General features: G+C 63.5%; 18 protein-coding genes and 1 pseudogene. 7 read left to right on the top strand and 12 right to left on the bottom strand.

Annotated elements, in window-relative coordinates; all coding sequences use genetic code 11:
* Positions 1 to 62 precede the first annotated feature (62 nt).
* The 7 genes from E0T84_RS20650 to E0T84_RS20620 are packed head-to-tail and all read right to left on the bottom strand — an operon-like array spanning position 63 to position 6,958.
* Positions 63 to 1,103: an SMP-30/gluconolactonase/LRE family protein gene (locus tag E0T84_RS20650; protein WP_138745376.1), complete on the bottom strand. Its 1,041-nt coding sequence runs from the start codon at positions 1,101 to 1,103 to the stop codon at positions 63 to 65.
* 54 nt (positions 1,104 to 1,157) lie between these two features.
* Positions 1,158 to 1,922 carry a glucose 1-dehydrogenase gene (locus E0T84_RS20645; protein WP_138745375.1) on the bottom strand — a complete coding sequence of 255 codons (765 nt, stop codon included), beginning with the start codon at positions 1,920 to 1,922 and terminating at the stop codon, positions 1,158 to 1,160.
* A 47-nt stretch (positions 1,923 to 1,969) separates the two neighbouring features.
* Positions 1,970 to 2,509: a cyclophilin-like fold protein gene (locus E0T84_RS20640; protein ID WP_138745374.1), complete on the bottom strand. Its 540-nt coding sequence runs from the start codon at positions 2,507 to 2,509 to the stop codon at positions 1,970 to 1,972.
* Between the two features lie 19 nt (positions 2,510 to 2,528).
* The gene (locus E0T84_RS20635) at positions 2,529 to 3,506 is read right to left on the bottom strand and encodes an aldo/keto reductase (RefSeq protein ID WP_138745373.1); all 978 of its coding nucleotides are present in this window, start codon (positions 3,504 to 3,506) and stop codon (positions 2,529 to 2,531) included.
* A gap of 42 nt (positions 3,507 to 3,548) precedes the next feature.
* Positions 3,549 to 4,682 (bottom strand): alpha/beta hydrolase, encoded by a 1,134-nt coding sequence (locus tag E0T84_RS20630; protein WP_138745372.1) that lies wholly within the window; start codon positions 4,680 to 4,682, stop codon positions 3,549 to 3,551.
* A gap of 18 nt (positions 4,683 to 4,700) precedes the next feature.
* Positions 4,701 to 5,711 (bottom strand): zinc-dependent alcohol dehydrogenase family protein, encoded by a 1,011-nt coding sequence (locus tag E0T84_RS20625; RefSeq protein ID WP_138745371.1) that lies wholly within the window; start codon positions 5,709 to 5,711, stop codon positions 4,701 to 4,703.
* 11 nt (positions 5,712 to 5,722) lie between these two features.
* A complete protein-coding gene (locus tag E0T84_RS20620; protein ID WP_138745370.1) occupies positions 5,723 to 6,958 on the bottom strand; it encodes a multidrug effflux MFS transporter in 1,236 nt (411 codons plus the stop codon).
* Between the two features lie 125 nt (positions 6,959 to 7,083).
* On the opposite strand from E0T84_RS20620, the gene E0T84_RS20615 reads away from it, so the two are divergent.
* The 3 genes from E0T84_RS20615 (at position 7,084) to E0T84_RS20605 (ending at position 9,388) form a co-directional block, all read left to right on the top strand.
* On the top strand, positions 7,084 to 8,019 hold the full coding sequence (locus E0T84_RS20615) for a helix-turn-helix transcriptional regulator (protein ID WP_138745369.1): 936 nt from the start codon (positions 7,084 to 7,086) through the stop codon (positions 8,017 to 8,019).
* 126 nt (positions 8,020 to 8,145) lie between these two features.
* The gene (locus E0T84_RS20610) at positions 8,146 to 8,610 is read left to right on the top strand and encodes an STAS domain-containing protein (protein ID WP_171055115.1); all 465 of its coding nucleotides are present in this window, start codon (positions 8,146 to 8,148) and stop codon (positions 8,608 to 8,610) included.
* Positions 8,600 to 9,388: a cutinase family protein gene (locus E0T84_RS20605; RefSeq protein WP_138745367.1), complete on the top strand. Its 789-nt coding sequence runs from the start codon at positions 8,600 to 8,602 to the stop codon at positions 9,386 to 9,388. Before E0T84_RS20610 ends, E0T84_RS20605 begins: the two co-directional genes overlap by 11 nt.
* Positions 9,389 to 9,480: 92 nt before the next feature.
* Here the strand turns inward: E0T84_RS20605 and E0T84_RS20600 are convergent, their stop codons facing one another.
* The 3 genes from E0T84_RS20600 to E0T84_RS31885 are packed head-to-tail and all read right to left on the bottom strand — an operon-like array spanning position 9,481 to position 12,934.
* The gene (locus E0T84_RS20600) at positions 9,481 to 12,372 is read right to left on the bottom strand and encodes an RND family transporter (RefSeq protein ID WP_138745366.1); all 2,892 of its coding nucleotides are present in this window, start codon (positions 12,370 to 12,372) and stop codon (positions 9,481 to 9,483) included.
* Complete coding sequence (locus E0T84_RS20595) at positions 12,369 to 12,803, bottom strand: MmpS family transport accessory protein (protein ID WP_138745365.1); 435 nt, start codon at positions 12,801 to 12,803, stop codon at positions 12,369 to 12,371. Before E0T84_RS20595 ends, E0T84_RS20600 begins: the two co-directional genes overlap by 4 nt.
* On the bottom strand, positions 12,788 to 12,934 hold the full coding sequence (locus tag E0T84_RS31885; protein WP_171055114.1) for a hypothetical protein: 147 nt from the start codon (positions 12,932 to 12,934) through the stop codon (positions 12,788 to 12,790). The genes E0T84_RS20595 and E0T84_RS31885 overlap by 16 nt, the downstream gene beginning before the upstream one ends.
* Positions 12,935 to 13,309: 375 nt before the next feature.
* Here E0T84_RS31885 and E0T84_RS20590 point away from each other — a divergent pair, with 375 nt between their 5' ends.
* Positions 13,310 to 13,945 (top strand): TetR/AcrR family transcriptional regulator, encoded by a 636-nt coding sequence (locus E0T84_RS20590; protein ID WP_371726183.1) that lies wholly within the window; start codon positions 13,310 to 13,312, stop codon positions 13,943 to 13,945.
* 163 nt (positions 13,946 to 14,108) lie between these two features.
* Here E0T84_RS20590 and E0T84_RS20585 read toward each other — a convergent pair.
* Positions 14,109 to 14,758 (bottom strand): annotated as a pseudogene (locus tag E0T84_RS20585) (Fic/DOC family protein).
* Positions 14,759 to 14,795: 37 nt separating this feature from the next.
* A complete protein-coding gene (locus E0T84_RS20580) occupies positions 14,796 to 14,978 on the bottom strand; it encodes a hypothetical protein (RefSeq protein WP_138745364.1) in 183 nt (60 codons plus the stop codon).
* A gap of 418 nt (positions 14,979 to 15,396) precedes the next feature.
* Here E0T84_RS20580 and E0T84_RS20575 point away from each other — a divergent pair, with 418 nt between their 5' ends.
* From E0T84_RS20575 to E0T84_RS20565, 3 genes are all read left to right on the top strand, one after another.
* Positions 15,397 to 16,356 (top strand): hypothetical protein, encoded by a 960-nt coding sequence (locus tag E0T84_RS20575; RefSeq protein ID WP_138745363.1) that lies wholly within the window; start codon positions 15,397 to 15,399, stop codon positions 16,354 to 16,356.
* 9 nt (positions 16,357 to 16,365) lie between these two features.
* Complete coding sequence (locus E0T84_RS20570; protein WP_138745362.1) at positions 16,366 to 16,896, top strand: hypothetical protein; 531 nt, start codon at positions 16,366 to 16,368, stop codon at positions 16,894 to 16,896.
* Positions 16,896 to 18,088: ThiF family adenylyltransferase (locus E0T84_RS20565; RefSeq protein WP_138745361.1), on the top strand; the 1,193-nt coding region annotated here is incomplete at its 3' end. The genes E0T84_RS20570 and E0T84_RS20565, both read left to right, overlap by 1 nt.

The following is an 18,088-nucleotide window of genomic DNA, read 5'->3' as shown; positions in this document are numbered from 1 at the left end:
CAACCCACTCAACCGGCTGGACCGTTGGACGTCTCCAAACTGCGTAGGCAGCGGCGGGCGTGTCATCGGGCAAATGGGGATGTGGCGTATGCAAACGCTTTGGCATGAAAGATGTTTGCGCCCTGGCCGCCGTCGGTGTCGTCGGAGACGATGTACAGGTCATTGGTGCCGGGACGAATACCCAGGCTGGTGGATTGCAGATTGTGGCCCTGTTCCCGGTCCGGCAGCAGGACCTGACCGATAGGTATGCCGTTGCTGTTGAACACCAGGACGCGTCCCTGTCCATACAGAGCGACGTAGACGTTCCCGTCGGCGTCGACCCGCATCGAGTCCGGTGCGGGGCCCTGGAACTGGTAGGCGATGGCCGTTCCGATCGGGGCGACAGTGGTGGCATTGGTGAGCTGGACCTGATGGAGAAGGTTTCGCGCGAACTCCGTTGCCCACAAACGCTTTCCGTCCGGGCTGAGCGCCATCCCGTTGGCCTGAGCAAGGTTTGGCAGAATCGCGGTGATGGTCGCGAAATCGGGTGAGACGTAGTACACGCCGCCGGCTGGATTCGTGGAGGAACCACGGAAATCGGAAAAGTAGAAGCCGCCGTCAGCGCCGAAGACCAGGTCGTTGGGCAGGTATCCGGCATCGGTCGCGATGACCGAGCGTAAACCTGACCCGTCTGTGTTCACCGCCATGATGGCCCCGTCCCGGTAGCCATCGCCCAGTGCCGCCATGAACAGTCGTCCGTCCGGGGCGAACGCCAGACCGCCAGGAGCGAGTCGTTCCAGGGTGACTACGGTGGACAGTTCCCGCTCAGGTGTGAGCCGTAGGACGCGCCGGGCCGATACGTCGCAGAAGTACAGGTTCCCGACAGCGTCGAAAGCTACGCCTTCCAAGGTCCGTCGGGTCTCCGAGACTTGAAACCACGGCATTGCCGACACGGTTTGCAGATCCCGCTCGGCCGGCGGTATCGGCACCGGACCGCGGTTGTGCTCGTCGTAGGACAGCTGCGTGGCCGGTCCGGACGGGGTCGACTCGCCGGAACACCCGGTAAGAACGAGCACGGCCGACAACGCCGCGGCCAGCGCTGCCGTCGACATGCTCTTTGCCATTTCCGGTACTTCTCTCTAGTGGTTGCCAGATGTGCGCGCCGCGCACTCGATCGGTCACGCGGCGGTGTAGCCACCATCGACCGGCAGCGCCACACCGGTGACATAACTCGCACCATCGCTGCACAACCACAACACCGCGGCAGCGATCTCCTCGCCGGTGCCGTAGCGCTTCATCGGGGTGACAGCGAGCGTTTCGTCGGGAACGAGTTGGCCTTCGGCGGTCATCCTCTCGACCATCGGAGTTGCGATGGTGCCGGGGCACACGGCGTTGACACGTACGCCGCGCGCGGCGTACTCCAAGGCCACACTTTTGGTCAGGCCCAGCACACCGTGCTTTGCCGAGTGGTACGCCGCCCGACCCGCCCCACCGACCAGGCCACCCAGTGAAGAACAGTTCACGATCGCGCCTGAGCCCTGCTCGCGCATCTGCTGCAATTCATGCTTCATCGACGCCCAGACCCCGCGCAGATTGATCGCGGTGACCCGGTCGAATGCCTCGGCTGGTTCGTCGGCGGCGTCGGCCTGCGGGACCATGATGCCGGCGTTGTTGAAGGCCATGTCCAGGCGACCGAACGCAGCCACCGTAGCGGTTACGGCGGCGGCGACCTGCTGCTCGTCGGTGACATCACAAGTCACCGCGATCGCCCGGTAGCCCTGGTCGGTGAGCTGGGCGGTAACCGCTTCGACTTGCTCGGTGTTGATGTCGGCGAGGGCCACTGCAGCGCCGGAGGCGGCGAAGGCGCGTGCGGTCGCCAACCCCATTCCGGAACTGGCGCCCGTAACAAGCGCGACCTGACCGGTGAAATCGTAGGTGATCATGCTGTGCTGTTCTCCCGTCTGTGTGTTTTAGGTTCGATGCATTCTGGTCAGCGGCTCGCGACCGTGATGGTGACCTGCTGACCGTCGAGGCGCATCACGGCGTCGAGGTCGTCGGTGGTGCCGATCCGGACGAGCTGTTCGGAGAAGCCGAGTGAGCCGGTGTTGTAGAAGAAGCCGAGATTGCTCCAGGGGATGTAGGAGAACAGGTCTCCGACTTTGGGTGTCATGCCCGTGTTGCCGGTGGTGTCGAATCCGCGCGGGGGGTAGGCGATCTTCTCCATCCTGTTGAAGTCTTCAAAGGTCAGCGTTATGGGCAGCATCGCCAGGAAGTCCCGGGTGGTGGGCGTGTCCTCGTTGATCGTCACCTCCACAACTGTCGATCCCGTGGTGAAATGCACGGCCGTTCCGGTCACTTCGTCCTCCTGACTCTCGTCCCGAGTAGTGGTCTGCCCGCGCACGGTTGCCGAGATCGGCGATGTCTCAGCAGCGATGCCGGCCGTGGCGCCTCCGGAATCGTGAGTGCACCCAGACATGGTGAGTGCCAGGACCAGCGCCGTCACGGTCAGCTGGCAGCGGTGCGTAGTCATGCCCATACGGGATCGCCGCTCACCAGGCGTAGGACTGTGGTGCGATTCCGGGGCCGGGCCATACACGGTCCAACTCGGCGAGTGTGGTCTCGTCGAGTTGGACGGTGAGGGCGTCGACGGCGGCGTCGAGCTGCGCCACGGTGCGCGACCCGGCGATCACCGACGCCACGGCCGGCTGGTGCAGCAGCCAGGCCTGCGCGACCTCGGCGGGCGTGCGCCCGCGGGTGGCGCAGAGCTGCTCGTAGGCGTCGAGCTGTGGTGCCAATGCGTCATACGTCGCGGACAGTGCGGCGCGCCGGACCGTCTGCTCGCCCTTGGGTTTGCCCGCCAGGACACCGCTGGCCAGGGGGCTCCACGGAATCAGGCCGATGTCGAAATGCTGTAGGGCCGGGATGAGTTCCTGTTCGATGGCCCGGTTGGTCAGGTTGTACAGACTTTGTTCAGATACCAGGCCGAGGAAGTTGCGGTGCTGAGCGGTCAGCTGCGCGGTGGCGATGTCCCAGCCGGCGAAGTTGCTGGAACCGATGTAGGTGATCTTGCCCTCAACCACGAGCTGTTGCATCGCCTGCCAGATTTCCTCGAAGGGTGTGGCGCGGTCGACATGGTGCATCTGGTAGAGGTCGATGTGGTCGGTCTGCAGCCGGCGCAGGCTCGCCTCGCAGGCCCGCTTGAGGTGATAAGCCGACAGTCGCCGATCGTTCGGGCCGAGCCCCATCGGCTGGTAGGCCTTGGTGGCGAGCACGATGTCGTCGCGCTTGCCCGACCTCTGCAACCAACGGCCGATGATCTCCTCGGACGTTCCGAAACCCTTCTCCATGTCCGGGCGCTGCGGGCCCCCGTACACATCGGCAGAGTCAAAGAAGTTCACGCCCAGTTCGACGGCCCGGTCCATGATCTGGAAGGCTTCGGGCTCACCGGTGGCATCACCGAAGTTCATGGTGCCCAAACCGATACGGCTCACCAAGACGCCAGACCGACCCAGATGTGCGTATTCCATTTGTCATGCTCCTTCGTGTCGTGAGGACATTTCGGGTGGATGTCAGGTCAGGTGCTGCCGGTAGAACGCGGTCAGCCGATCGAACGGAATCAGGTCGACGCGGTCGTACAGGTCCACATGTCCGGCACCGGGAACCAGGACGAGTTCTTTGGGTTCGGCGGCCCGACGGTAGGCGTCCTGGCTGAACTCCAATGAATGTGCCTGATCGCCGGCGACGAACATCATCGGCCGCGGCGAAATGGTCTCGATCTCTTCGAACGGGAAGTAGTTCAGGAACCGCACGTTGCTGGTGAATGTCGGGTGTGTAGTGGTGTTCGATTGGTGGCCGCGGGCGGTGCGGTAGAAGTCGAAGAATTCTCGGTCCACCGCGCTGGACTGAGGGGTGAGCTGTTCGGGGGTACCGCTGGTGAATTCGGTTCGACCGCCGGCGAACTCGATGTCGCGCTGCTCAGCGGCCTTGGCCAGTACCGCGCGGCGTCGGTCCATGGTGACCGCGCCACGGAGACCGAACCGGTTGGCTGCGCCCATGTCGTACATGCTGACGGTGGCCACGGCCTTGATCCGGGGATCGATCTTGGCGGCGCTGATCACGTAGCTGCCGCTGCCACAGATACCGAGTGCACCGATCCGCTCGCGATCCACGTAATCCAGGGAGCGTAGGTAATCGACTCCGGCGCTGAAGGTTTCGGCGTAGCTGTCGGGGGCGACCAGGTTGCGTGGCTCTCCGTCGCTGTCGCCCCAGTACGGCTGGTCGACAGCCAGTGTGACGAAACCCTGCTCGGCGATCTTTTGGGCGTACAGGTTGGCCGACTGTTCCTTGACCGCTCCCATCGGGTGGCTCACCACCAGGGCCGGACTCTGGCCGGCGCGACTCATGCCCTTGGGTGCGAACAGGTTTGCCGACAGTCGCTGACCAAACTGATTACGGAAAGTGACGGGTTCGGCGGTGAGATCATCGCTGATGAAGAAGTTGTCGGCGCCGCGGGACGTGTCGCCCGGCGGAAGACCGGAGTCGGGTCGCGGGAGCTTGGCCCGGCCGTCGGACGGCGCCGCTACAGTGCCGCCGCCACCAGACGAGCACGCAGCTGCCCCGAGCAGGCCGGCCGTGGCCGCACCCAGTCCGGCGAGCCGGATCACGCCGCGCCTACTCAGGCGCGGGTCGGGAGTCTGGGTCATGTCGGGTTCCTTCGTTTGTCACAGGGTGAGAAGTACTTTGGTGGCGCGACGCTCGTCCATCGCCCGGTAGCCCGCTGCGGCGTCGTCCAACGGCAAGGTGAGGTCGAAGACGACGCCCGGGTTGATCTGGTCGGTCATGATCAGGTCGGGCAGGAACCGACGCACGGGCGCGGGACCACCGAGGAGACTGACAGTGGCGAAGAACAGATCGAGCCCATCGAGCTCGACACCGTGGGACACTCCCACGTAGCCGACGTGCCCGCCGGGACGGGTGGCGCCGATGGCCTGCAGCATCGATTCCTGGGTGCCGACCGCTTCGATCGTCGAGTGAGCACCGTATCCGCCCGTGAGTTCCTTGATCCGCGTGATCCCGTCCTCACCACGGTCTTCGACAATGTCGGTGGCGCCGAACGAACGAGCGAGGACCTGCCGGTCCGCGTGCCGAGACATCGCAATGATCCGCTCTGCACCAAGGTGTTTCGCCGCGAGGATGCCGAGCAACCCGACCGCGCCGTCCCCGACCACGGCCACCGTCTTACCGGGCCCGGCCTCGGCTGCGACAGCGGCGAACCACCCGGTACCGAGCACATCGGAGGCAGCCAGCAGGCTGCGCGTCTGAGCCTCGGTCGGTTCGCCGGGCACCTTGACCAGGGTGCCATCGGCCAACGGGATGCGCGCGTACTGCGCCTGGGTGCCGATCGCACCCATCATGACCTGGTGAACACAACGGGACTGATATCCGGCCAGACAGATTTCGCACGTGTTGTCCGATGCGACGAACGAGCCGACGACGTAGTCACCGACCTGGATGTCGCGCACCGCATCACCAACCTGCTCGACGACGCCGACGTACTCGTGTCCCATCGGGGCGTGGTCAACGGACTCGATCCCGCGGTACGGCCACAAATCGGATCCGCAGATGCAGGTGGCGGTGACCCGGATGACGGCGTCGGTGGATTGTTCGATGACCGGGTGCGGGCGATCCTCGACCCGGACGTCGCCCGGACCGTACATGATGACTCCACGCATGAGGTTTCCTCTCAATGTTGTTCAGACTGTGCGATATTCGCCGGAGCGAGCACCCTGAGTGCCAGTGCGGATGCGATGGCGAGGACAGTCACGATCGCGGCCATCGGCACCGCGGTCTCGGTGCCGCCCAGACCTGCCAACGGCGCGATGACACCCGCCATGCACCACTGCAGGAAACCCAGCAGCGCCGAGCCGGTGCCCGGGTGCTCGGGCACGGCGCCGGAGGCCAGCGCGCCGGCGTTGGGGCCGACCAGCCCCTGGGCGGTCATCAGGACGAAAAAGCCACCCAGCGCCATCGGCAGCGGCATGTCGAACCAGATCGCACCCACCAGCAGCAGCACGCCGGCTGCCACGCTCGCGGCTAGACCTACGCGGACCACTTTGCGGGTGGATACCCGGTTGGCCAGCCGCGCCGCGGCCAACGTAGCGACGGTCAGACCGACCGCGTTGAATGCGAAGTCGATGGAATAGACCATCGGCGACAGTCCGTTCATCGACTGCAGCACGAACGCCGAGGTGGCCACGTAGGCGAAGATCATGCCCATCGAGGAGCCGAACACCAGTAGATAGCCGACAAAAGATCGGTGGCGCAGCACCGTTTGCGTCGTACCGACGATGTGGCTGAGCCCGCCGCCGTGCCGCTGCTCGGCGGGAAGCGTCTCCGGTACACCAACCAGGACCGCAACCAGCATCAACGCGGCCAGCACGGCCACCACCCAGAACGACACCCGCCAGTGCGAGAACTGCAGGATCACCCCGCCAAGCAGCGGCCCCACGATCGGGGCGATCCCGGAGACACCGGCCACCAGGTTCATCGCCCGCACCAGCCGCGCCCCACGGGTGAGGTCCACGACGATCGAGCGGGCGATCACCATCGCCCATCCCCCGCTGAATCCCTGCACCAACCGCGCCAACATCATCACCGCGATGCTCGGGCTGAACGCGCACACCGCCGAGGCCACGGTCAGCACCGCCAGCGACACCAGCAATGGCATCCGCCGACCGATCCGGTCCGACACCGGCCCACCGACCAGCTGCCCCAGCGCCATACCGACGAAGAACGTCGTCAACGTCAACTGCACCTGCGTGGCCGAGGCGACCAGATCCCGGCCAACCAGCGGGAAGGCAGGTACGTACATGTCCGTGGCCAGCGGCGCGATCGCGGTGATCAGCACGATCGTGCCGAGCACACCCGCACTCAGCCCCATTTGCGCGCGACGCGCGGCCTGCTCAGTGGTCAGGGTCATCAGATCCTCTCGATGCCGGATTCAACATCCATGCAACCGCCCCGCAAACGCCTGAGGAAGGCACTGGCGAGAGGTGTACTGCCAGGGCACCCCTGATCGCACGCTGCAGCGGTACCGTCGAATCGGTGAACAACAAGGCTGAGGTGCGTGAGTTCCTGACCTCCCGCCGAGCGAAACTTTCGCCCGCCGACGTCGGCTTGCCCGACGTCGGGCAACGTCGCGTCCCCGGCCTACGCCGCGGCGAGGTTGCCGCCCTCGCCGGAGTCAGCATCGAGTACTACTCCAAGCTGGAGCGCGGCAGCATTGCCGGCGCATCAGCCTCGGTGCTGGAGGCGATCGCGCAAGCGCTGCGGCTCGACGACACCGAACGCGCCCACCTGTTCGACCTCGCCCGCGCCGCCGACGGCATCCCGATATCCGGCCGACCGCGCCGCCGCAGCAGCAAGACCGGTGCGAGCCGACCCAGCTTGCACTGGGCACTGGAAGCCATCACCAACGGCGTCGCGTTCGTCCGGAATCAGCAGCAAGATCTGGTGACCACCAACGCCCTCGGGCGGATGTTCTACTCCCCACTCATCGGCGACGGCGGCCGCACGCCGAACCTGGCGCGGTTCCAGTTCCTCGACCCCGCCTCGCGCGACTTCTACCCCGATTGGGATCTGTTCGCCCACATGTGCGTATCGATCATGCGCGCCGAAGCCGGACGGGACCCACACCATCGGGGCCTCCAGGACCTCGTCGGTGAACTCTCGACGCAGAGCGAGACCTTCCGCCGCCTCTGGGGCACCCACGACGTGCGCACCCACGGCGCCGGAACCAAGCGGTTCCATCACCCCGACGTCGGTGAATTGACCCTTGCCTACGAAGAACTCGCCATCACCGCCGAGCCCGGCATGGCCCTGATCGTCTACACCGCAGAGCCCGGATCGCCCTCCGCGGAGAAACTGCAACTCCTCGCCTCACTGGCCGCCACGCGCACTGAGACAGCACGTTCACCCTCGGCACTTTCCGCTGTGCAGGCGAACGAATCCTCATCAGCTGAGCCACCGTCTCGACAGTGATTGCTGTGCACTCCAGACAGGAGTATTTTTTCCTCCAAGGTTGAGCCCACAGCCCCGCCACAGGGTGCTGGCCAGTCGGCTCCCTGCCACAACCCAGCAGTACGAATGTCGTCTGAAGGGGTCGACATGTCTGTCCTGATCGCCACAGCGCACACATCGACCGGCGCATCGATTCACGGAGTTGGCAGTGCACGGCGCCATGGTTCCCGCGCCCATTTCACGACCCACCGAGGCCGTACAGGCCACCTGATCAGGGTTGTCGGTGAGATCGACGCCGCCAACGCCGACCATCTCATCGACCAGGTCCGCCACAGCGCGTGGTGCGAATGGCTCGTCCTGGACCTGGCCGCGGTCGAATTCATGGGCACAGCCGGCTGTGCGGCTCTGCACACCATAGGCGCCTACTGCCTCGATCGCGATGTGCGGTGGACACTGGTGGCCAGCCCGTCGGTGTCGCGACTGCTAACCATCTGCGGCCAAGGCAACGAGATTCCGGTCAGCGAATCGCTCACCGCGGCGTTGGCATCGGTGCACACACCTACAACATCTGTGACACACAGACTCAAGCCGGCCGGCGCCCATGGTGAGTGATCAGCCCACCGCAACAATCCAATTCGAACCAGCAGAGGAAACACACGTGGTCAAACGCCTAGTTGGTCCCATCAGTGCCGTCGCGGTCGCAGGGTTAGGAGTATTACTCGGCAATTCCGCGCCACCCGCCTCGGCGCAGCCATGTCCCGACGTGGAAGTGGTGTTCGCCCGCGGCACCGGTGAACCTCCCGGCATCGGCCCGACCGGACAGGCGTTTGCCGATTCCCTGCGACAACGGCTAGGAGACAAGTCTTTCAGCGTCTATCCGGTCAACTATCCGGCCACCGACCAGTGGAGCACCGGCGTGGACGGTATCCGTGACGCCGGCGCACACGTGACCAAAACTGCCGCCGACTGTCCCGACACCAAAATGGTGCTCGGCGGATACTCCCAAGGAGCAGCGGTCATGGGGTTCGTCACCTCGGCCGCCGTCCCGGACGGCGTGGATCCCGCCACGGTGCCCAAACCGTTACAGCCAGAGGTCGCCGAGAAGGTCGCCGCGGTTGTGCTGTACGGGACGCCGAACATCCGGGCAATGAACTTTCTCGGCGAACCGCCCATAGTCATCGGACAGCAATATCAGGGCAAGACACTGAAGGTCTGCGCCCCAGAGGACGCTGTCTGCTCAGACGGAATGAACTTCGCGGTGCACACCTCCGCCGGCTACGACGGCCTGATCAACCAAGGTGTCGATTTCGCCGCCGACCACCTCGGCCTCCAACCTGCGTCCAGCACCGTCCCACCCAACCAATGGGACCATCCACCGGCGAACCCCTGACGAAAGCACGGCACGGGAGAGCGAGAGCTGTTGACTGCCACCGTGGAGACGCCGCACTCATTCGATGGGAGAACGCGATGCCAGCACGCGGCTCATTCCTTTCTCGACTCTTCGTCGGGTGCGGGCTGCGTGCTGTGCAAGCCTGCTGATCCGACCAAGGTCAGGTCGCCTGGTTGCCGGGCCGGGCGGGTACGTACGTTCTGCGGCCACCAGAACCAGCGGCCTAACAGCGCGGCGATAGCGGGCGTCATGAACGATCGCACCACCAGGGTGTCGAACAGCAATCCGAGTCCAATGGTGGTGCCGACCTGACCCAGTACGCGTAGGTCGCTGATGGCGAACGTCATCATGGTGAAGGCGAAGACCAGACCGGCTGAGGTCACCACACTTCCAGTGCCGGCCATCGACCTGATGATGCCTGTCTTTAGTCCTGCGTGCCGTTCTTCCTTGAATCGGGCGACCAGAAGCAAGTTGTAGTCCGACCCGACTGCGAGCAGGATGATCACGGACATGCCCAGGATCATCCAGTGCAGTTCGAGTCCGATGATGTGTTGCCAGAGCAGGACTGACAATCCGAACGACGCGGCCAGCGACAGCACTACCGTGCCGACGATCACTAATGCGGCGATGACTGCCCTGGTGATGACGAGCATGATGGCGAAGATCAAGCAGAGTGCGGATACGGCAGCGATCATCAGGTCGTAGTTGGAGCCCTCCCGCATATCCTTGTAGGTCGCGGCCGTGCCCCCCAGGTAGATCTTCGAGGTTTCCATCGGGGTCCCCTTGATGGCTTCAAAGGCAGCGTTCTTGATTTGATCGATGTGGGAGATGCCCTCTTCTGACGCCGGGTCGCCCTGATGGGAGATGATGAAACGCACGGCCTTACCGTCAGGCGACACGAACTGTTTGAGGCCCCGTTTGAAGTCCGCATTGTCAAAGACCTCGGGCGGTAGGTAGAACGAGTCGTCGTTGTTGGAATCGTCGAACGCCTTGCCCATCGCATTCGAGTTCTGTTGTTGCTCGGCTTGCTGATCCTGCTGGCCCTTCTGCGTGGCGTAGTTGGCCAGGATCTGGTCGCGGTTGGCCTCCTGAGTTGCGATTTGGGGCGGGAGCAGAGCATTGAGTTTCGGTTGGAGGGTATCGAGCTTGTCCAAACTGCCTGTGATGCTTCCGAATTGGTCAACGAGCGAGTCAATGCCGTCGAGGGCGTCGAACACCGACCGTATTGCGGCGCATGCGGGGATGTCGAAGCAATGCGGTTCCCAGTAGAAGTAATTGCGCAGCGGCCGGAAGAAGTCGTCGAAGTTGGCGATCTTGTCGCGCAGATCCATGACGACCGGAATGAGATCGTGGAAGGCTTGGGTCTGCTCGTGTTGGGCGGCCGCGCTCTCCTTCTGCAGTGCCACCTGTTGCCGCAGGATGTCGATCGTGTTGGAGATGTCTTTGGCCTGCACCAGGAGGTCAGCCGTGCGATCTTCTGAATAGGACCGGTTCAGCTGTTGGGTCACCCCTTGCATACCGATCTGGTATGGGATCGAGGTGTGGTCGATCGGCGTACCCAGTGGCCGGGTGATGGCCTGGACTCGAGCGATACCCGGGAGATGAAAGATGGACTTGGCGATGCGTTCGATGATGAGCATGTCTGCCGGGTTGCGGAGATCGTGGTCGGCCTGGACCATCAGCAACTCCGGGTTCAGGCGAGCTTGAGGGAAGTGTCGCTCCGCCGCGGCGTAGCCCTGGTTTGCTTCGATACCGGCTGGTAGATAGTCCCGGTCGTTGTAGCTGGTCGTGTAGGACGGTAGGGCCAGGAGTCCGATGAGGGCGACAGCAATGGTCGCCACCAGAATCGGTCCAGGCCAGCGCACGACGGCGGTACCCACTCGACGCCACCATCGTGTTCTCGCGGTGCGTTTGGGCTCCAGCAGTCCGAATCGGCTGGCCACGGTCATCAGGGCCGGTGCCATGGTGAGCGCTGCCAGGGTGACGGTGAGCATGCCGATTGCTAAGGGCACCCCCAGGGTCTGGAAGTACGGCAATCGGGTGAAACTAAGACAGAAGGTTGCGCCGGCGATCGTCAGACCCGAGCCCAGGATCACGTGTGCGGTGCCCCGATACATGGTGTAGAAAGCGGTTTCGCGGTCTTCGCCGACTTGACGCGCCTCGTGGTAGCGGCCGACAAGGAAAATCGCGTAGTCGGTGCCCGCCGCGATCGCCAGCATGGTGAGCAAATTGACTGCGAACGTCGAGAGCCCGATTATCTCGTAGTAGCCGAGGAACGCAACCACGCCGCGGGCCGCAAGTAGTTCGAGCATGACCGTGAGCAGTACCAGGACAAGCGTGACGACCGAGCGGTAGACGAGGAGCAACATGAGCACGATCACGCCCATGGTCAGTGCGGTGACTAGCTTCAGGCTCTTGTCTCCGGCGTGCTGCTGGTCGGACGCCAGCGGCCCCGACCCGGTGACGTAGACCTTCAAGCCCGCCGGCGGCGGATCAGCGGCTACCACGTCTTTTACCGCCTGAGCGGATTCGTTGGCCAACGCCTCGCCCTGGTTGCCAGCCAGATATAGCTGGACGTACGTCGCCTTGTTGTCGGCGCTCTGCGCGCCCGCGGCGGTGAGAGGATCGCCCCAGAAGTCCTGAACATGCTGGATGTGCTTGGTGTCAGCCCTGAGCTTGGTGATCAGTCCGTCGTAGTAACGATGGGCCTCGTCTCCGAGTGGCTTCTCGCTCTCCAGGACGATCATCGCCGAACTGTTGGAGTCGAATTCCTCAAAGACCTCACCGACCAGCTTCGTCGCCTGCAGCGACGGTGCATCATCGGGCGTCAGGGACACCGAGTGCTCCTGACCGACCGTTTCTAGTTGGGGCACAACGACGTTCAGGATGGCTGTCAGCGCCACCCAACCCAGAAGAACTGGCACACAGAACAGGCGAATGAACCGAGGGATCGCCGGATGCTTGCCGGCGTGGTCGCTGCTCATGCGGACTTCACCAGGCAGAAGGTTTGAGCCTTCACACCGTCTGAGGTCTTCTCAGCCTTGACCTCGTCGTTTACCACGATGCGGCAACCAATGCTGTTGCCATCGCCCTGGGCCACGATGGTGGCACTGGCCGATGGTGCGGTTGTAGTGAGCGTAATCGACCAAGGCAGGGGGGCATCCCGCACAATCTGCGGTTCCGCATCGAGGTCGAGGTAATTGATGGTGGCCACAGCACCGTCCATTCCGAAAACTTCGTACTTCACGACCTTGGGGTCGAACGGCTCGGCGTCTTCAGCCAAGCCAGCCCCCGGCCGGGTGATCTCGTTGTTCGAGCCGAAAAACCCGTGCATGCGATACACCACCAATCCTCCGATGGCGAACACCACCACGATGAGCAGCGGAATCCATATCCGCTTCACCGCTCCGACCATTGATGGACCTTCCGTTCGCCTGACCACACCCGCATGAGCGTCATCGTGCTGATCTCCTCGTTGTCCACGCCGGCGTCGGTGTGCGCGTCTTCGGGCCATCGCCAGCTGAGGTTGCACTGATTGATGATCATGCACTATCTGCAAGCTATGCAGCAACGGCAGCGTGCTAAATCGTTGGAAGTGATGGAAATGCGCAAATCGCGTCGCTCAACACGACGGATCGAGGCCCGCCATACCTATTGACTGGATAGAGGCGGACACATCAGAGCCGACTACCTTTGCGCCGCAGACGAATCCACCATTTACCCGGAGCCGCGCGCCCAGCGGGAGCGCCTAAGCCCGCGGCTCATGAGCACCCGAGCAATCACGACTGCGGTCAATGAGCAACTGAAGCATCTCAACCTGTGTGTGTCGCCGCGAGCTCTCTGACAGAGGGCGCGATCAGCTTCTTCTTCGGCGTGACCGCTTATCCATGCGGCACACACTGCGCCAGCAATGTTTGCAGAATGTGCAAGTATGGTGGGGTGGTAGAGATGGTAGAGAAAGTGGATCTGCGGCTGCGTCGCCGCCGACAGACCACCGCGGAGGTCCGTGAGACTGCCGTGCGGTTGATGAGTGAACGCGGCTTCGACAAGGTGACGATTGAAGAGATCTGCTCTGAGGTCGGGATTTCACAGCGCACGTTCTTCAACTACTTCCCGAACAAAGAATCGTCGATCGCGTATAACCCGTTCGATGACCTGCCGACCCAAATGATTGACGATTTCACCTCCGCCCAACCCGCGCCGGCGGCGACCGTGCTCACCGAGTTGATCGCCTTGCTGAGCCACGAACTCGCGTCGGCTCCCGGCCGTGCACAGGCTGCGGCCATGCTGAATATCGCTGCTACCACGCCGGCAGTACGCGCTGCGCTGCTCGCCGAGATGGAGAGCTTCGAGTCACGGCTGGCGCAGCTCGTCGCGCAGCGCATGGGTGTACCACCCGGCGACAACAAGACAGCGCTGATTTCCGCGCTGGCGCTGGCCACCGTGCGCTGCGGGCTCCAGCGCTGGATCAGCAGCGACGTGTCCGCGCCATCAGACACACCCGTGCCTCACGTGCAGCACACCGCCCAACTACTCCACGAGATCTTCACCGCCTAGGCCGATGCGAGCTTAATGGCCCTATCGCACAGATCAGGGTGAACACTCGCCTGTCGCGCACAAGGCACCAACGAAGGTTGACGATGGCCACTGCCCAGATCCTGGCGGACCAGGCGGTAGCACCACAGCATCGATGCGCACATTCACCATGGAGACATCCGAATCATCCGAATCTTCTGATCAACAGTTCTAGGGAGAATAGGGAGAAGTAGTAGGCGGGGTCGGCGTCGAGGATCCGCGTGAACATCGTGATCAACCCGCTCAGATTGGGCTCCACTCGCGCGGCGTGGCACGCGCTGTGTAGCTCGTCCAGATCTGTTTTGGTCCAGTCGAGTCCGGCACCCCGTTCGGATAGAAGGATGTCAAAGAACTCGCGGGTGCAGCGGCCGTTGCCTTCTCTAAAGGGGTGGGCGAAGTTGGTGTAGTCGTAGAGGTAGGCCACGGTACATGCCAGGTCGACATCCGCTACGCCGGTGAGCTGTTGAAGACGGTGAACCTCGGAGGCGACGTGTTGCATTGCCTGACCGATATTGCCTGGAGGGCAGAAGGATTCGTCGCCTTTCTCGATGCCGACGGTGCGCACGTCACCGGCCCAATCGTAGATGTCCTGAAAGAGCTGGCGGTGGATTCTCTGCAGGAACGCTAGATCGTAGGAGCGCTCGCCTGAAGGTCGGGGTCTTCGCGCAGCTCGATAACGCGGATCTCAACGAGGTCATTTTCGGAGTCGCGAAGTTCCTCAGCGGTCTGGGCGCCGACGCGATTCCTCAAGATCATGGTGCCTGACAGGAAGTACCCCTGCCAGTTCTTCGCCATGTCGCCGGTATCCCATGGGTGGGGCGTAGGGACTCGGCTACTGGATGTTGTAGCGGCGCCGGACCCGATCGGTCAGCTCAGCGGCGGTGATCGTCCCTCGGACGTACGCGTCCTGATCATCGCGGGTGGCCTCTGTACTGCGCGCGCCTTCCAGTTCGGAGCTGCGTCGGATCGCCCGGACCGCCTTGACCCGACGCTCAGACTTCCGCACTTCTCCCACCGGACACCACCTCTCGTGTCCTTCCAAGATAGTGCACACGCCGGACAGCGAGGAGGAGACTCGCCCCCACAACATGCAATCCCCACAGCAGCGCAAAAATGCACTCCAGTTAATCCCGACGCCCCGTAAGCCTGGTCCGCCACCACGGCGATGCCGCACGTGAATACCAGGTATGTGATTCGGCCGGCACTTACTCTGACCACCTGTCGGACCATGCGGGTACTATTGACGCTGGGTGAAAATTCCGTCACCCAGAGGATGCCGAGACCAGCCGGACCAGTTTCCAGCAAGCTCGCAAGGGTCCACTCAGGCTGCGGCTAGAGTTCCCGGAGCCGTCACACACGGTTCCCGAGTTTCGCTTGCGAACCGCCCCGGCAGGAGGCTGAAAACGACACACGTGTCGGGTGGGAGTCGCGACGTGGGAGTCTATGAAGCCTTCAACGCGTACCAACAGACGATCGACGCCGACCCGGCCCACGTCGCCCTCGCGCGCACACGACGGGACCTATTCATAGGCGCCCTGGAGAAGGCCGACGACGTCAAGGAGATCGTAAAGTCCGGATCCCTGGAGCGCCGCACCCAACTCGAGCCCATCCACGACGTCGACCTGATCATGGTCTTCGACGCCGCCGCCGTACCCGACTGGGGCACACCGGGGCAATCGTCAGTTGACGCGCTCAGCCGCGCCCACGACGAGATTGTGGCACGTCTTGGACTGTCGCGAGGAACCGACAGCAAGCTGGTCCGGCGCGCCGACACCCGCGATCACGCCGTGAAGTGCTTTGTCGATCCCCCTGAGAGCGAACATCCCTTCACCGTCGATGTCATGCCGGTTATCCGGCAAGCCGACAACACCTTGCTCATCCCAAGCACTCGCGCCCGGCAATGGTCGGCCGCCGACCCCGAATACCTGATCGAACAAGTCCGTCTCCATCAGCAGGACTGGTCATTCTTCCGCCCTATGGTGCGGGTCCTCAAGAATTGGCGCAAAGGCGTGACCAGCGATACCCGCATCAAGTCCCTTGTTATCGAAGTTCTTGCGTTGCAATGCCTTCCGCATGTCGGCAATCGCCCAGAAGCTCTACGGCAGTTTTTCACCGCTGCAGCGGTGCAGGTCAACCTCGGCGTCGACGATCCTGCCGGCCACTGCGGCCCGATCCAACCCGACCTCGACACCGCGGCGTTGCGCGAGGCCCTGCTCGACGCCGCCGACCTCGCCGACCAGGCCTGCGACCAGGCCGCACGCAACGACCCCGACGGCGCCCAACGCACCTGGCAAGAACTGTTCGGGCAAGACTTCCCCGCCCCACCAAAAAAGACGAGTCCCCAGTTGCCACCAGCGGTGGTTCCCCTCATCACCGACTCCCCGCAAGGCTGAGGACAGCCAGTGCCAGCCGACGCCGACGATGACCGCTATGAATGGTGGCACCACGAACCTGGCCGCTTAGAAGCAGACAGGGATCAGCTTCAGACCCACTTCCCTGACCTGACCTGGAGCACTGACGGAAACGGCCAATGGAGCGGTGAGCTCCCGATGTGGCCGTTTCATCGCGACCCGCCCGACGGTCTCGACGCGCTCCTCGGCGGCCGCGGACTACAGGCCTTGGTGCGATGCGGCCAGGCCTACCCCGCAGCGCCGCCCCGCGTCGTACCCCTCGATCCCGAACCGCAGATCATCGAGCGTACCCAGCAGCGATGGCACGTCAACGGCGATGGCACGTTGTGCCTTTTTCAAAGCGAAGCTGCCTGGAGTACCCGCGCCAGATTGGTCGACGTTCTTCTCAAAGCGGCTGGCTGGCACGTCGAATACGCCCTGATGAAAGCTGGGTTGATCGATTCCATGACCATCAACGGCATCGTCACAAACACCGAACTCGATGCCGTGATCGCCGGGGCCCTGACTCAGAGTAGGCCGTGATGGCTGAGCTCTTCGTGCTGGTTCCCACCGCGGTGCTCGACACGATCGAACAAGATGGGCTCTGGGGCGAGATGTCCGCGCAGATGTCCGAACCCGAGCAACTGGCCAGAATCGTCGCCGTCTCCTCCGGCCGGGCCGGACTCGTGCCCGTGGTAGGGCTCAATCGCTCCCACTTCATGGGCACAGCCGATGTCCGCCGGGCCGGCCGATGGTACAAAGTTGACGCTGACGCCCAGGTGGTGTGGACGCTCACGCGGGGTCGCGCTGCCGGAATCACCCTAAAAGGGTTCCGCGAGCTGCTATCCGCCGCGTTGCCGAGCCCAGGTGAACACACCTACCTCGTGCTCACCTACGCACCCGATATGCCGGCCGATTACACCGCAGCTCGGGTGCCGCGCCTGGCAGGCTGGGCGGTAAGTAACGAAGCTGTGCACCCGATTGCCGTCGACATCGATACACCGACCAGCAGCGTGCAACAACTGGCCGACCATTGGCCGATCGAGAATCTGCAGGAGCAGCGGGTGTGCATCGTGGGCGCCGGCAGTATCGGCTCGGCCACCGCACACGCATTGGCGCTGTACGGCATCGGCACACTCGATCTCGTCGATCCCGATCGACTCCTGCGCCACAACCTGGTTCGGCATACGAGTTCAGCACGCCAGGTGGGCAAGCTGAAGGTCAACGCCCTGAGGGAAGACCTCGAACGGCAACGCCCGGACACTCGGGTGAACACCTATCCGCTCGACGTGGTCGACGACGCCAACACCATCCGTGCATTGTTCGATGTCGTCGATGTCATCGTCTGCGCAACCGACGGTGTGAATTCACGGCGTGTGGCCGGACATCTGGCCCGTCGAGCAGGCAAAGACGCCATCCTTGCCTGTGTCCTCGAAAGCGGCGCCCTCGGCGAGGTCATCCGGCTACGCCCCTGGCATGACCGCGGGTGCATCACCTGCATCCGCGCGCGCCATCAGCAGACCGGCGCGTTTGACCCAGAACCGGCCATCAACCGCCCGTATGGCGAAGGAACCCATCACCGTCCGATGACCGCAGTCGGCGCCGATCTACACCTCGTTGCGGCATACGCAGCAAAGATGGCCGTGGCAACACTGCTGCAGGCAGCCGGATTCAACGATCAGCGCCTGCCTAGCGACCACTTGATCATCGCGTTGCGCCCCGCCCCCATGTGGCC

The sequence above is a fragment of the Mycobacterium sp. DBP42 genome (assembly GCF_005924235.1).
In the GTDB taxonomy this organism is placed as follows: Bacteria; Actinomycetota; Actinomycetes; order Mycobacteriales; family Mycobacteriaceae; genus Mycobacterium; species Mycobacterium syngnathidarum.
The sequence above is the reverse complement of the archived record's forward strand: the minus strand, read 5'-3'. Positions and strand labels throughout refer to the sequence as shown.